The 15,330-nt window shown below is 50.1% G+C and carries 9 protein-coding genes and 1 tRNA gene; 3 read left to right on the top strand and 7 right to left on the bottom strand.

Annotation, left to right across the window (positions count from 1 at the left end; genetic code table 11):
• Positions 1 to 202: 202 nt before the first annotated feature.
• The 3 genes from F1593_RS02555 to F1593_RS02545 form a co-directional block, all read right to left on the bottom strand.
• Complete coding sequence (locus F1593_RS02555) at positions 203 to 1,033, bottom strand: hypothetical protein (RefSeq protein ID WP_149399998.1); 831 nt, start codon at positions 1,031 to 1,033, stop codon at positions 203 to 205.
• Between the two features lie 111 nt (positions 1,034 to 1,144).
• Complete coding sequence (locus F1593_RS02550) at positions 1,145 to 3,112, bottom strand: hypothetical protein (protein WP_149399997.1); 1,968 nt, start codon at positions 3,110 to 3,112, stop codon at positions 1,145 to 1,147.
• Positions 3,109 to 4,605, bottom strand: a complete 1,497-nt coding sequence (locus tag F1593_RS02545) for a DMT family transporter (protein WP_149399996.1) — start codon at positions 4,603 to 4,605, stop codon at positions 3,109 to 3,111. The genes F1593_RS02550 and F1593_RS02545 overlap by 4 nt, the downstream gene beginning before the upstream one ends.
• A 1,010-nt stretch (positions 4,606 to 5,615) precedes the next feature.
• Between F1593_RS02545 and F1593_RS02540 the strand changes: the two genes are divergently transcribed.
• Positions 5,616 to 5,900 (top strand): hypothetical protein, encoded by a 285-nt coding sequence (locus tag F1593_RS02540; protein ID WP_149399995.1) that lies wholly within the window; start codon positions 5,616 to 5,618, stop codon positions 5,898 to 5,900.
• A 571-nt stretch (positions 5,901 to 6,471) separates the two neighbouring features.
• Positions 6,472 to 7,374 carry a Stp1/IreP family PP2C-type Ser/Thr phosphatase gene (locus tag F1593_RS02535; protein ID WP_149399994.1) on the top strand — a complete coding sequence of 301 codons (903 nt, stop codon included), beginning with the start codon at positions 6,472 to 6,474 and terminating at the stop codon, positions 7,372 to 7,374.
• A gap of 164 nt (positions 7,375 to 7,538) precedes the next feature.
• Here F1593_RS02535 and F1593_RS02530 read toward each other — a convergent pair whose 3' ends face one another.
• The 3 genes from F1593_RS02530 to F1593_RS02520 form a co-directional block, all read right to left on the bottom strand.
• Complete coding sequence (locus tag F1593_RS02530) at positions 7,539 to 11,447, bottom strand: DUF6788 family protein (protein ID WP_172631806.1); 3,909 nt, start codon at positions 11,445 to 11,447, stop codon at positions 7,539 to 7,541.
• Positions 11,448 to 12,178: 731 nt separating this feature from the next.
• The gene (locus F1593_RS02525; protein WP_149399992.1) at positions 12,179 to 12,568 is read right to left on the bottom strand and encodes a secondary thiamine-phosphate synthase enzyme YjbQ; all 390 of its coding nucleotides are present in this window, start codon (positions 12,566 to 12,568) and stop codon (positions 12,179 to 12,181) included.
• 103 nt (positions 12,569 to 12,671) lie between these two features.
• Positions 12,672 to 13,652 carry a helix-turn-helix transcriptional regulator gene (locus F1593_RS02520; RefSeq protein ID WP_149399991.1) on the bottom strand — a complete coding sequence of 327 codons (981 nt, stop codon included), beginning with the start codon at positions 13,650 to 13,652 and terminating at the stop codon, positions 12,672 to 12,674.
• A gap of 208 nt (positions 13,653 to 13,860) precedes the next feature.
• Between F1593_RS02520 and F1593_RS02515 the strand changes: the two genes are divergently transcribed.
• The gene (locus F1593_RS02515) at positions 13,861 to 15,084 is read left to right on the top strand and encodes a M20 family metallopeptidase (protein WP_149399990.1); all 1,224 of its coding nucleotides are present in this window, start codon (positions 13,861 to 13,863) and stop codon (positions 15,082 to 15,084) included.
• A 134-nt stretch (positions 15,085 to 15,218) separates the two neighbouring features.
• Here F1593_RS02515 and F1593_RS02510 read toward each other — a convergent pair.
• Positions 15,219 to 15,293 (bottom strand) — tRNA-Asn (locus F1593_RS02510).
• Between the last annotated feature and the right edge of the window lie 37 nt (positions 15,294 to 15,330).

The raw sequence follows: 15,330 nt of genomic DNA, 5'->3' as shown, positions 1-15,330 counted from the left end.
TAAGGGCTGTGGGTAGACCGGACCGGCCTTGCAACCCCTTTTTAAGGGCTGCGGGTAGACCGGACCGGCCTTGCAACCCCTTTTTAAGGGCTGCGGGTAGACCGGACCGGCCTTGCAACCCCTTTTTAAGGGCTACGCGTGGACTGCCCTGGCAACCCCTTTGGTTAGCGGCTACGCAGACAACTCCATTTTGCTTTATTCACTACAGGTCAGTTCCCATAGTGGCGGGCGTGACCTGAAACGAGGTCATATTGATAACCGTTGTCGGCTGCAGAACAAAGCGAAAACCTGACTTCCCATCTTTCAATGCTGAATCAGAGACGGTAATCATCCACTGGGCGGGCTCCTGGGTATTCAGAGGCCAGACTTTCGCGAATAACATCACTCCAATTGCCTGAAAGCGGAGGGTATATACCTGCCCGGCTTTAGCATGGAAAGGGACAGCCTGTACCTGGGTAGAGGCACCATTAACGCGCTTGAGAATGCTCAAGTGGTTACCATCGATCAAGGCTTTATACCAGTTTTGGGCGTTGCTCCAGCGCAAAACCACTCCCATATTGACACCATTGCCGAATTGATTAACCATCCCATTGGCCTGGACATCCACATTGTCGCTACTCGGTCCGAGAATGGCGTTGACCGTTCCATGGGCGTTGGACACCTGTCCCGTCGCTGCATTAATCGAGAAGGCTTGAGATGTATTCGCATCTCCATCCCAGCTCCGGCCATCGGTTGCCAGGCCCCATAACGGTTGATTATTGCGTTGAAAAGTATCCTGGGCCAGGATATTGGTTGGTAGCGGAGTTGATGCTATCTGCATAGTTCCTCGATTCTGGCCTGTGGGCTGAATCTTTCCCGGCGTCTTCTGCGTCGGCGTACTTGTGCTCGAGGCGATGCTATGAGTAGGCTGCTTCCCAGGTATTGCCATTGGTACTATCAAAGCTGATTGGATCGCGTGGGCATTGGTGTTCGCTACAAAACCACCAATCAGCAGGAGAGCCAGCAACGTTATTAGAATAAAACGCCTGTTCATATGCTCACGCTCCCCTCGTACTGTGCACACACTCAGCGACAATAATAGACAATGACAATGATGGTAAATATTCATACAAAGTTGTAAGTGTATCCAATTTTTGCCATTCCATCATCTTTTTACCTCAAATGGGACCATTACCCTGCCATTGACTTGATTGGGCAGGATCTGTGGAATATCGCTACTCATCTTTGCCGAAATAGGCTTTAAGTCCAGCGTTGCCAGCAACTGCATATGATCATGCAGCCAACTCACCCCCTCGCGTGTCTGGCCCGTCGATGGATCAGCCTGACCAGCAAAAGCACGGTTGGCATTGTCAATCATGTCATTAATAATACTGAGCGTTACCGGCTGGCGCATTTGGGCAGGGGTCATTTTCATAAGTTTCTGAGCATCACTGCGGACTTGCGTCAGCCAGAGCTCAATATTGTCCATAGCAACCGTGAGATCCGTTACCTGCTGGCGCAGACCTGCGGGCGGATTTGACGCCTGCAACAGGCCACGTAAATGCTTATTCACATGATCCATATAGTCGGGAGGCAATTGATCTGGGCCATTCACATCCAACAAACCGATGCGGGCCAGGCGCTCATTGACTAAGAGCGGCGATTTAGCCGGTAAATCTTTATACAGGAAGGTCGTGCCATCCAGATAAGCCAGCACCCGCAAGGTCTGGCGCTGAATAAAGGCCGTATCCTTTGTATTTTCCCATGTCTCTCGCATGCTACCCGTCCACTCAACAAGCTTGCTGGTATTGCGATACAGCCAGTTGTTCAATCCACCCGGCAACTCCATCTGCTCCAGGGTAGGATCAGAGGACAATAGATGGCGCAGATGATCCAGATAGCTATAGGGCTTTGCGTTACCCGTAGCGGGAATCGGCGTGGCGGAAAATTCGCCATAATAGCGCCAATCCTGCGTATTCAAGGAGGGAGAGATAGGTGGGACATGGGCATCCTCCTCGGTAATCAATATGCGACTGGTCAGCGCGAGCAGATTAGAATGCTGATTATCTCCGGCAAACTGCAGATGAGCTTTCCCTCCAGTAAGGGTGAGCGCTCCCAGCGCAATCGACATAGGATCACTCTGGCTCTTATCCGCCAGCAACCAGGCATAATATTTCTTGTTAGCAGCTGGATTAGGAATGCCATGGAGATCCAGCACAACCTGATCAGCGATTCCCTGACTACTCGTTTCATTGACCTGTCCGCTACTGGTAAAGGTTACGCGTCCAACCGCCGCCGGTGCAGATGGAGTTGGCTTCGCAGCGATACCAGGGGTAAAAGAGCGGGAGAAAACTAGAAATGAGCCAAGAATACCCAGAATAAGGGCGATAGTCACAAATGCCAGGAGTTTGGAAACAGGCTTTGTATGCACGCGGGCCTGAGCTGGTGGTGCTGGTTGGATGGGCTCAGGAGGCGGCGGTTGCACGGAAAGGTCAGGACTAATGCGAGGGGCAAAAGGCACTTCGCGATGCAACTGACCTGGAGCTGGAGTAAATTGATTTGACGCTTGAGTAGCCTGGGTATCAAAAGCCAGCAGAGGTTTCTGTTCAGCTGAGACCGAAGGCTGGGACATATAGTGAGGCTGATTCTGCGCCTGAGGCAGCGGTACAAACACCGGTGCTGGTCGCAAAGGCAATCCAGGAGCCGCTACAGGTTGTGCGGATTCGCCACCAGTCGTTTGGTCAGAGGGCAACGGGCGTGTTGTTCTGGTAGATATCTCAGGTGCCAGAGAAGCTGTATTAGAACGGTTTAATGAGCGTTGGCGCGCAGCCTGTCCTCCTCGGACGGCATCTATTAACTGCTCCATTGACTCATAGACAGGAAAACCATTTTTTATTGCTAGCTGCTTCAACTGGGCACTATGCTCAATAACAAAAATGAGCGTCAGATTATACTGTCGCTTCAGATGCTTGAGTGCTGTAAAATCATCAGGACGCTGGATAGCACGTGCTCCATCGGCCAGCATTAATACAACCGGCTTCTGCTGTCCTGAGAGGATAGGGAAAAGCGTTGCCTTCTCATCCCCGGGCTCAATATAAAACACACTGAAATCACCTGAGTCATTTTTCTTCATTGTTTCCTCGCTTCCATGACTTCCTTATCTCTCCCAGCGTACCAGCGCCGCTCTTGCTTCTGTGTCACCACGGTACGTCGATGGGGAACATGTGTAGGAGCCTCAAATATTTGATCATCGGCCGGTTCAATATGCGCCAGACGCACACGGCGATGCTGACGACGTGGAGCATCCAACTCCCATTCCTGTCCATAATCCAGCTCTATCGTCTTGCGTCCGACTGGAGGAGTCGGAGTAACGAGATGGGGGGTATAACCCATCTGCCGCATCGTACGCAGATCTAATTCAACGCTGGGGGCTGAAGCCGTAAATAATCTGTTGCAAAGGCGATAAAACACCAATCCGCCAATAATGACCACCGCACTCCAGGCCAGCACCCAGGAAGCGGATTGCGCCAGTAAAAACACTGTCTCCATGCGCCGCCCATCCTGCAATGATGCGGGCAACTGCGGCCACATGCGGAAAAGATCATGCCAGACGGGGGGTGGGAAACCACCCGACTTGAAGACGAGCAGAGCTCCAAAGATACAGCACAACATTGGATATAAAAACTCGACAAACCATGATGTACGCAACTGCTGATTCGCCAGATCGCGCTGCCGCCGTACTGCCCGCCTCTGAGCTGGTCGCTCGACCGTGCCCCAGGTATGGATCAATACACCAGTAACAACCAGCAAGCCACCCAGATAGCCATCTAACGGTAACACCTCGTGCAGATAGAGATACGCCACGATTGCGCCAAAGATAGGCTCTAGAATTGAGATAAATGAGACCGTCACTGGCGAAATATATTTCTGTAAGAGCACTGTGAACAGAGTTGGCAATAAGATCGTTCCCAGGCCAATGTAAAGAACTACCCCGACATCTGCAGGTAGTTCGAAATGAACCAGCGTCCAATCGCCAAAGAGCAAAGCAATCAAGTTGGCCCAGATCGCCATCGTCAATAACTCAACCCCGAAAAGCGGCCAGTATACAGATGGGTCCTTCTGCTCGTGATCCGCCAGAAAGATATAGAAGGTACACAGCATGCCACCGATAAACGCGATCAGCGCCCCCCTGGTCCCACCCATCGATGAGTTCACCATCAGCAAAATCGCGCCACTAACCGAGACAATCCCAGCAAACCAGGTTGCTTTTGAAATCGGCTGGCGCAAGAAACGCCAGGTAAAAATCGCCGCCAGCAAGCCATTCAGCGAGGGAAAGAACGCAGTACCGGTCGCGCTGTTATACTTCAGGGCAACCGCTAGCGAAAACAAGCCCAGGCATAAACAACTCCCCAGCAAGAAACCGCTCTTCACCGCATCGCGCGTCATATGACGCCAGGAAAAAGCAATGATAAAGACTGCTGGTGGAACCAGAGTCATCATAGTGAAAAAAGTGAATACAATAGGATCAACCCGTCCCAGCATCGCTTTGGCAACCGAATAATATGAGCCAAAGAGAAATGTATTCAACGCGAATGCGGTACTCGCTACTACCTTCATTTTTTTCATAACAATGACACCTCGTAACCCCTCAAGCAACCTGAACGACGGTTGATAGCATACAAACGCTGTCTATAAAAAAGATCCAAAGATCATAAAATGCTTAAATATACCTTTTTAAGGAAAACTTTGTCATCGTGCTGGATAAAGATAGGGATATGTGAGATGGCTCGATCAGACTAGAGCGCAGACTGACCGGAGCAAAGCCCTTCAAAAGCGCATAGGCGGTAGGAAGCGGTGTACCGTGTTATGCTTACGAGAAAGCAGAAACACCCGATGAGCGAACTGTTATTCTGGTAATGTCGATACGCCTTCAAAGTTCTCATTCACATACCCATGTCAGAAGTATACCTAAATACAGGTGCGAAGCGGGGCGCATTCGTCTCCAAATTGCCTGTGCCCGCTAACAGAGAGTCGCTAGAAAGCCATTACAGATTGAGGTGGAGTGACACTATTTTGAGTGAGCACATCGTCATTTTTCTGGATGTCCATCACCATATCCAACAATCACGCCGCCAAAGGTCGTCGAACCAACGTAGCAGCCACTCTTCACGGGCAATACCGCTTAAACAAGAGGAATATTGACGAAAAACGTAGGTGCGGCCCGAACGCAAGTGAGGCCCGCTTTCCCGTGAATCGTACGAAACTCCTTTTCCCGCAGCTCCGCATCCGTACCCCAACCAGGAGAGCATGGCGTAGTAGAGAGAGCATTGGAGCGAGATGGTCTTACGAGAAACGGGAAAGCGGACCTCCGTTGCGACGTCGGGCCGCACCTACAATCCCCTTCATGATTCTCCGTATTTAAGCGGTATTGCCCGTAAAGGGTGGAGAAATCCGCAAATCTCGCCCCGAAGACGCGCCAGAAATACAAATGTGGCAAGCTGGTCGTTTAGCTCCACCCGTGAAGGGGCCACTACGAGTTAATCGACGGCGCGCATGGGCAGGCATGGATGAGGTCTCTGTTGCATGATTACATAAAACATCGTATGATATCGTAAGCGTACAGGAGGAGAAAGCACATGTGTAAACAAAAGAAGCAACAATCAAATATTCTCGCCAGAGTTGCTTCCCCCGGCCAGAGTTATATCATCTGGGGCAGCCTGGCGCTCGTCGGGGCGGCCTTTCTCTGCATTATCAATATCGTGTTCATCTATGCTTCGTATAAATCAGCACATCCTACTCTTAACTTAACACTATCCGATGTGCTTATCCTACTCTCCGGCCCTCTCATTATTGCCGGATTGCTTGCCTTGATCGGGATCGCGGCCATAATCTTTGGTATCAAACAACATAAACATGGATAGCCACCCACCAGGCCACCAGGATACGTCAATTCAAGTGGTCTGTATCTGTTGCCGATTAGTACTTTGAGATAGTTAAAACGTCAGGTTAAAACAAAATAATCATCGTCTACAACAGGCTAAACGGTGCTCAGACCTGCTATTACAGCCTTAAGCACGACTATAGAATACTTGTATAGCGCATGTAGCTCTCTTTTTGTATAAAAATGCAGAGATTTTTGCGTTCATTGACGTTAGTATACTTGAACGTCCTTACTAAAAGCGTGTGCTAGCTTTCTATCAAAAATGCCCAAGACTCAAACTATAAGAAAATCAGATGTCTTGACAAAGAGGTTGTTTTCCCATTACTATTCTTTTTACGGATATATTCACTATAGGCACAAAAAAATAGATAGCAACAATAGGAAAGATCGCTTGCCTTTTAATAGGAGATCTGTCTGGAAATTTGCGGATTGCGGTAGTTGTGCTATTCTGCACTTCATATGGATAAAACGTCGGCCGCTGTTACGCTATCGGTCAGTAAGAGCGAGCAAGCAAGCATGTATCCAACAATGATGGGATTTGGAGAAGCATAATGGAGATATTTCCTTCGCATACCATTCATGATATATCCACCTCGGCTCGCATAGAGCAGTCGCATGGAGTTGTCTCTCGCTTCAAACAGCTTTTTTTTAAGCCTTCTAACCCAGCTTCCGTCACGCAACAGCAGCGGGGTCCAAGAACGCGGCCACTTGCCCTCACGGTCGCTCAACGCACCGATGTCGGACGGAAGCGCCAGCATAATGAAGACAGTGTGGCGTATATAATTCCTAAAGATCAACAGCTCCTCGAAAACAAGGGCGCGCTCTTTATTGTCGCGGACGGCATGGGCGGGCATGCGGCGGGTGAGGTTGCCAGTGAGATCGCTGTGGATACTGTATGCACCCTGTACTATCAAGATGCTGATACCGATATTCCAACCAGCTTGCGACGAGCGATCCAATATGCGAATGCCACAATTTATCAACGTGCCACGGAAAATACCGAGCATAGTGGTATGGGAACAACCTGTGTGGTCGCGGTGCTCCGTGGCAAAACAGCCTATGTCGCCAATGTAGGGGATAGCCGTGCGTATATGGTACGCAAGGGTCATGTACGCCAGATCTCACAGGATCATTCCTGGGTTGCGGAACAGGTACGTATGGGACAAATGTCTGAGGAAGAAGCTCAGAGCCATTCAATGCGCAATATTATCACTCGTTCGTTGGGGCCCTTTCCTGAAGTAGAGGTCGATATTTTTGTTGAGCCAGTAGAAGAGGGTGACGCATTTGTACTGTGTAGCGATGGACTCTGTGGCATGCTTAACGATAATGAAATCACCAGTATTGTTGAACAATTTGGTCCCCAGGAGAGCGTTTACCGTCTGGTAGAGTATGCAAATGCGCAGGGTGGCATTGATAATATTACAGCGATTGTGGCACGCGTCAATCAAAGATAAAGCCAGCTCGTACCTGCTAAAATTCCAGAGCGCTGACACTTCCATGGAGACAGTCTCCGCCAATAGACAAAATATTATCTATAAATAGAAGTATGGCTATCTATTACGCTCCTCTGGCTGACTCCTCCCTGACACATCCGGGTAAATTTCTTTATAAATTCAAACTAGCAATAGCGCGCTAAGAGTTCCTGTGCATGTGTGACAATCTGCATGTACTCGCAGCCCTGCGCCTCTGCGCACACCTCTTCGAATCCCTGTCTCGCCTGCTGACTTTTTCCCTGTAAGGCCGCCACCAGCGCCAGAGCCAGATTGCCTTTCATCCGTGTCTCAGCCTCCACCTTTAACGCCAGCGCCCATTGAATATCTTTTTGTGCCAGAACCAGCAAGCGGGATTGCTTCTGCTGGCTGATCGTGCTATCCTGCGCCTGCGCAATACGTATGTTGCCCAGCGCCACTAATGCCTGTCCCATACAGGGAGCATTCTGCATGGAGCGTGCGACATAAAAGGCCTGACAGACACAGGTAGTGGCCTGCCGCAAATTTCCCTGCGCCTGGAGCACGCCAGCCAGGCCAGCATTCCAACGGCTGGTATATTCGGGATCGCCTTTCAGTTCTAATGCCTTGCGATATTGCTCTTCAGCTTGCGCTAAATTGCCCTGGGCGGCATCTAACTCGCCCAGATTGCTCAGAACAAGCGATAACAATGCTCGATCACCGACGCTTTCAGCCAGATGCAAAGCGCGCCGAAGTACTGCCTGCGCCTGTTTATAATCAGCCATCTTAATATAAATAAAACCGATATTTGAGGAAACATGCGCAATCTGCCGCAATTCTTTATACTGTTCCGAAAAGACAAGGGCGCGGTTCTGATAATCCAGAGCCTGGCGAAGCTGGCCCATAAAGACTGCCACTGCACCCACATGGCGCTGTAAGCGACCCAGTAGATCGGGATAACCCTCAATAATACGCTGCGTCTGCGTTTTGCAGAGCTGCCGTCCTGTGATTACAGGTAACGAACGCTGTTTCTGATCAGCTTCAAAGAGGGTAAGCGCCTGCTGTGCCATTTGTAAAGCCTGTTCACAGTGACCTTCCAGATTATAAAGATTGCTCTGCGTATAATACAAGCGTGAGAGTACTGGCCCTCCGACGACCTGTGCTTGTTGCAAGAGCTTTTCTTCCTGCGCAATACACTCCCATGCTTGCCAGATATTGCCTTGATAGCGCCACGTCCAGCTAATCTGATCCCAGAGCAGTGCCTGAATCTGGATTTCAGCCAGGGTATCATCCGCAGATTTTATCTGATTGCGCAGCTTCAGTACGCGTTCAAACAGTTTACGCGCCTGGGCATAATCACCATCGCTGGTAATCTCACATTCCGCCAGACGCTCCAGCAGCATCAGATAAGAAGGAGTTTCATGCGCACCTTCTTTTTCGAGATAGCCGACCGCCTTTTGATAATAGGAGGCGGCCTCAGCAAAGGCAGAGACACGATAGGCGCTATTTCCAGCCAGTTCAGCATAATAGGCAATCTGCGCCGCCTCGGCTCCAGCCAGTTCTAGATGCCGTGTCACCGTCGCGGCAACCTCTTCTTCGCGCCCACGGTTAATGCGCACAATCACATCTGCCGCGCGTTGATGCAGACGGGCGCGTCGAAATAGGGACAAATGAGGATCGTCGTATAATAATTCCACCAATAAAGGATGCCAGAAATGATAGGTGATGCGCGTGCCGCTGCCTTCAGTTGTCACGACACCTTCCTTGAGCGCCTCTTCAATCAAGGTGAGCATAGAATCGTCCTCATCAATTTCAGAGCCCGTTTCCAGTGCGCACAAGACTGGCATTTCAAAAGAGCCCCCCAGGATCGATGCATGAATCAGCAGCTCGTGGCATTGTGTACTCAAGCGTTTCATGTGATAGCTCAACGCTTCCATCACATTCTCAGGCAGCTTGTTAGAGGATGGGGCATGAATCAGTTCTTCGGCAAACAGTGGATTGCCGGAAGCTCGTTGCTGAATATTTTCTACCCGATGTTCCGATACATCAGTTACCGCTGCCGCATCCGATAAATTGGTGACAAGCTGTTTGATATGCTCAGGCGAAAGAGGCTGCACCTCGATTGGCTGGATAGTATGCTCGCGCTGCATTTCCAGGATCAGCCGGCCAAAGGCATGCGTAGAAGCCAGTGACGCTTCTCCATCGCGACAGGTAGCGAGAAAGGCAATTCCATAGCCAGTCAATTGGCGGGCCAGATGTCCCAATAATTCATAGCTACTCACATCCACCCACTGAATATCATCCAGTACAATCAAGAGAGGTCCATGCTCACTGGCTAGCTTGAGAAGCTCGCTGATTGCCGTGTAGAGCGTATATTTGGACTGCTCAGGCATCAAGATATGTGGTGACAGGCTGACATCGATATCCGTGTGCAGAGTATCCAGCAGGCCGGGGAGGGTTGCCAGAGCGCGTACCGCCTCAATATTCAGTAAGGAGAGCACGCTGGATTCAGCGATCAAAATCTTACGCAGAGCCTCGATCCAGACACGATAGGGGATACCACTCTCCTGTTGATAGACACGGTTCCAGACAATGTTCCAACCATTGTGCTGGGCGTCGCGCCCCAATTCCTCCGCCAGACGCGTCTTGCCAATCCCCACACCCCCTTTAAGCAAGAGCAGTTGCGGCTGCCGCTGGGTATCCAATGGAATACCGGACAGGCGACGCGAACCGACCATTTGTAAACGCGCATTCTGCTCAATCTGTCGCAAGAGGGCGCGCATCATCTGCAACTCGGTATCACGTCCGACGAGAGGACTATGATGGCGGCGTCCAATCTGCGCGCTGGATGGCAGAGGCATCACAAGGTGATGCGCACGCGCTTCCTCTTTTGAGGAGGGGCGAGGTTTCTCACGCTCTTCAGCCTCTTCCAGGGGTAACGGGGCAGTAGCATCTGTCAATGCCTGAATATCGAGCGTCCGCCCTGAACGGATCGCATCATACAGGGCGCGCGTCTCGATGGAAGGATGCGCTTTATAATCACGCTGCAACGTATCGGCAAAACTTCGATACGCTTGAATGGCTTCGACGCGCCGTCGCTGATGGATCAGAACTCTAATCAACTGCTGAATCGCCAGTTCATTGGTTGGATCTTTGATCAGCAAATTATTTAAGACATTGATCGCGTTGGTATAATCCTTACGTGTGATATACAGGCTGGACGATTTCAACAGCAAATCGGCCCACTTCCGGCGCAAGCGTTGCCGCAACGCCGTCGACCATTCAGCCGTGCGTTCCTCAGGCAAAAAATCACCATGATAGAGCGCGATGGCATGCTGGAGCACGTCCTCATAGTCGGGGAGTTGATCGTCAGCTTGCTCGATTTGAGCAGTTAAACGTTCGAATTCGTCGATATCAATCCAGATATGCTTCTGGCCGGCCAGGGTAAACCAGTCCCCATCTGTCAAAAGGCGCTCACTGGTGGTCGGTGGCGTCTTCTGATCAGCCTTGACGGAGGGATGCCCAAGGGCACGGCGCAGAGAAGTAAGGGCGTCGTTTAATTTACCGTTAGCGACATTCAAATCGTCGTTGGGCCAGAGCGCCACCAGCGCCTGAGAGCGATTCGCGCTACGCCCGGGACAGCAAATCAGATAAGCCAGCAAGGCACGCGCAGAACGCTTCTGCCAGGCAGTATCATTCACCACACTCCAATCGTTCCGCTTTTTCTGACGGCTACGTGTCTGATCCCGTTGCTCCAGGCGAAACTGCCCGAGAGTCGAGATACGCAGCACCACATTCTCTCCATCGACACCCGATGTTGAACGCGAGATGCGAGACGAAAGCGTAGAGATGTTTGACGCCATAGCACTATCTCCTGTGGTGATAGATGGTGTATCCAACGACGCCTGCACATCGGGAGGAAGATGCTTGCCGATATACTTACGCGTAGTCCGTCCATCGATGGTCTGATAGGCATACCAATAGGGCCCATGACCAATTCCTTCTTGACACCTGCGACAACGTGGCTTCCCACAATATGTCACTTGTTGATGGTAGGTGATCTTGCTCGGCTGCGTCATGCCGCACCCTCCTCTGTTCCGGGTCCATACCTGCATTGCACGCCACAATTTTCAACTTATGCAGGAAAAGATTTGGGAGCTACTGGCTGCCTGAGCTCCATTCTACGCTAAGTATCTACAGCATGCTCTATATAGTATTCGCTTTATGGACGTTATTTATCACTAGCGGCCTATTTACTAGTACAATGTGGCTAATAACGTATTCAGCTACTCATCCGACCGACTGGCACACAGGCGGGTGGGCACAGCTCATTGCTCAGCTAGAGATAAATAGCTACAAGAGAGCTATGGTATCTTTTCCCTTAATGTGTGAAGATACCATATGATTTTCAAATCATCAATATTTCATCATACCAATTCCGCCCCGCAATTTCTTTGTTTGCTTACTCCAGCTATCCCAATGATAATTTGTTGCTTTTCTATTTCAAAACGATTTTATTACTATTATATCCAAAAATACAAAATTTGAGAACGAATTTCCTTACCTGAAAGCTTATACAAAGTGTTTGATTCCCATCACCATCGGGATCTTGCTGCTCACCTGCTGGCAGGCGCCGGCGCGCCTGCCAGCAGGTGCGAAAACTCATGCACAGAGACCATGGAGGCCATGGGAATCAAACACTTTATTAAAAGGTCTAATCATACCGAATAAAACGTAGATGCGATCCGGAGAGCAGATCCAGCTCTAGAATCATGACTGGCATTAGTTAATTCTAATAATGTCTCAAACACTAGAAGCAGGAGATTTGCACTGAGCGTTGTCGTGGACCATCAAGTTCAACCAGAACGATGCGCTGCCAGATCCCAAGGAGCAGGCGGCGATTGGTATATGGTATGACCAGTGAGGGGCCAATGATTGAAGATAAAATATGGTCGGGCGTATGCTCAGGATCATGTGGATGGCGATAATTGAGATCCGGGAGGATATTTCTCAAGGCATCCAGAAAATCCAGATCGGTGCCGGGATCAAGGTCCGCGGTAGTGATTGCACAAGTGGTGTGAGCTACGAAGAGCATACAAATGCCACTCTCATCTTTCACACGCTGCATATATGCTTCAACCGTATCGGTGATATCCACAATCTCATCTTTTTTTTGTGTACGAATTTGTAGTGTTTTCATTGGCGCTTCGATATAGTCCTCCACCTCTATAAATAGACAGGTACAGTATACCGCTAAAAGTTTCAACCAGATTGTAGCATATAATATCCATCCTACGGCCAGGCTACTCGCGACATTCAATCTCAGTTGCGCTCCAATAGTGTTCAACCACGCTTTGGGCTAATTGCAGTATCTGTACACGCAATTCTAGTGGATCAAGGATCTCTACACCTGCGCCAAAACTAATAATAGCGGCACAGGCTTCATGAGACGTTTCAAAACGGAGCTTGAAGGTGATCCATCCGGCTTCATCCGCCTCAGCTACCTGCCCAATACGAAAGAGTCGGCTGGCGCTATAGATACGCTCGACTGCCTCAGGAGCAGCACGCAGCAGGACATGATAACAGGGCAAAGTGGCCTGGAAATTCTGCGATGACTGCCGCCAGAATGCTGCCAGATCAAAAGCTATGGGACGTACAAATGATTGATCAGAAAGAGAAACATCCTGAATACGCGACACACGATAGCTACGCATCTGCCCCTCAACGCCCGCAACCAGATACCAGACACTCCCTTTGGCAACCAGGCCCAATGGATCAACCAGACGCTCAACCAGCGTGGTACCACGAGGATAGGTAAAGTGCACTTTCCGTTCCTGCCAGAGCGCCTGCTGCAAGATTGATAATGCGGGCACTGCCTCCTCGCGCTGATGCCAGCTTGTCGCGTCAATGTAAATACGCTGGCTGACATATTCAGCATCCTGGCGTTGCCGCTGTGGTAAAGCCACAAATAGCTTCAGGGATGCCTCCTCCGCCGCCTTATGCAATCCTAGATCAGTCAACAGTTGCACCGGCCTGGTTAGAAAGAGGGATTGTATTTCAGGCTCGGTCAGGCCATTCAGATTGGTACGATAGGCTTCTAGCAGGCTCCAGCCGCCACAGGAGCCACGCTCAGCCACAACAGGAATACCTGCCATACTCAGAGCCTCCATATCACGATGAATGGTCCGCTCAGAGACTTCCAGACGCTCAGCCAGCTCACGGGCCGTGATACGTCGATGAACCTGCAACAATAACAGCAAAGAAAGTAACCGATCAGCTCGCATATGCCACTTCCTCCATACATAATCTCAATCTCTCTCCACTGTAGCACATAGATAGGACACTTTTTGTCATATTTGTATGGCAAGCCATAGGCTGTCCACCAAAGTCAGCAGAGTGATGTGTTACTATAAAGAAGAAAAGACAGACAGATACAAGCGGGCCTCTAGATGATAATAGTCGTCCGTACATCTTTTAAAGGACGGAACATACGTGAGTACTAGTGACGATATGCAAAAGAGCGAACTCTGGGAAGTTTCGCGACGACTGATCGGCATGGATACAGTGAGCGCACATAGCAATCTGGAAGCTGCCGAGTACCTTGCGCACTATTTGCAAGAAAGCGGTTTTGAGAGCCGCATCTTAACGGACGAGGTAGAAGGGGTCAAAAAGGCTTCTGTACTGGCCTGGTTTGGACCACAAGAGCCCGGTGGATTGATGATCTCGGGCCACATTGATACAGTACCCTTTGATGGTCAGCCCGATTGGAAAACAAATCCATTGGAACTCCAAACCGATGGCAAGCGCATTTATGGACGTGGCACGGCCGATATGAAGATATTTCTCGCCCAGGCCGTTGTGGCCGCCCGTCAGGTTCACCAGCAACATAGCACCTTCAAACATCCCCTCCTCTTTGTCTTTACCTACGATGAAGAGATCGCGGGGCAGGGTTCAGGACACCTGGTCCATAATATACTGCCAACATTCTTTAAAGAGACATTACCAATGCCAGAGTACGCGTTGATTGGGGAGCCAACTGATTTCAACATCTTTCCGGCCCACAAAGGCTTTGCGACCTTCGATGTGGTGGTGCGCGGCAAGGGAGGCCATAGCAGTGTCCCCAAACAAGGATTAAACGCGATCAAGAAGATGTCCGATGTGATCCAGATCATCGATGAGATTGATCAGGAGCTGCAACAGCGTATCACGCCCGAGAATCTGCAACTCTTCCCTGAATGCCCAACCTCTGCCTTTAACTACGGCGTAATCAAGGGCGGCCTGGCAACGAATATGATTGCCGATACCTGTCGCCTCAATGTGAGCCTGCGTGTCTCACCTGGAGATAATGAAGAAGAGATTCTCAATACGATGCGCGCTCGCATTGAGCAGGAAATTGCTCGTGAGATGCGTGCCTTCTCTCCCGAATGCGGCGTCTTTATCGAACATCTACATGCCACACCACCTATGAAATCTCCGCTGGAGAGTCCCATCAGTCACCTGCTCAGTCGGATAATTGAGAAACCTGTCGAGCATGGTGCACCCTATGGAACGGATGCAGGACAATTCCAGCTTCTCAATATCAATTCGTATGTATGTGGACCCGGCACGCTTGAGCAGGCCCATCAGCCCAATGAAAGCATTCCCATCGAACATTTCCTTACCGGCCAAAAACATGTGGAACGCATCATCTATGAATGGTGTGTGAAAGGCGTCTAACAAACACGCAACCACAAAGATCCCATTTCCCTACCTGCCACAGGCAGAGCAATCAAGCTCATGCCCTGTGGCATTCAAGCAACTATGCCTGCAAAAACCATAAAAAAAGGACCACTTTATGAGTGGTCCAGATGTGGCTCCTCGAACAGGACTCGAACCTGTAACACATCGGTTAACAGCCGATTGCTCTACCATTGAGCTATCGAGGATCAGTTCTCGTTAGAACACAAATAATATATACCCTTG

Source organism: Dictyobacter arantiisoli (assembly GCF_008326305.1).
In the GTDB taxonomy this organism is placed as follows: Bacteria; Chloroflexota; Ktedonobacteria; order Ktedonobacterales; family Ktedonobacteraceae; genus Dictyobacter; species Dictyobacter arantiisoli.
The sequence above is the reverse complement of the archived record's forward strand: the minus strand, read 5'-3'. Positions and strand labels throughout refer to the sequence as shown.

What these genes read in the sequence shown, in the direction of transcription:
- F1593_RS02555 (WP_149399998.1), bottom strand. Translation starts at nt 1,033, where the DNA reads ATGAACAGGCGTTTTATTCTAATAACGTTGCTGGCTCTCCTGCTGATT.
- F1593_RS02550 (WP_149399997.1), bottom strand. Translation starts at nt 3,112, where the DNA reads ATGAAGAAAAATGACTCAGGTGATTTCAGTGTGTTTTATATTGAGCCC.
- F1593_RS02545 (WP_149399996.1), bottom strand. Translation starts at nt 4,605, where the DNA reads ATGAAAAAAATGAAGGTAGTAGCGAGTACCGCATTCGCGTTGAATACA.
- F1593_RS02540 (WP_149399995.1), top strand. Translation starts at nt 5,616, where the DNA reads ATGTGTAAACAAAAGAAGCAACAATCAAATATTCTCGCCAGAGTTGCT.
- F1593_RS02535 (WP_149399994.1), top strand. Translation starts at nt 6,472, where the DNA reads ATGGAGATATTTCCTTCGCATACCATTCATGATATATCCACCTCGGCT.
- F1593_RS02530 (WP_172631806.1), bottom strand. Translation starts at nt 11,447, where the DNA reads ATGACGCAGCCGAGCAAGATCACCTACCATCAACAAGTGACATATTGT.
- F1593_RS02525 (WP_149399992.1), bottom strand. Translation starts at nt 12,568, where the DNA reads ATGAAAACACTACAAATTCGTACACAAAAAAAAGATGAGATTGTGGAT.
- F1593_RS02520 (WP_149399991.1), bottom strand. Translation starts at nt 13,652, where the DNA reads ATGCGAGCTGATCGGTTACTTTCTTTGCTGTTATTGTTGCAGGTTCAT.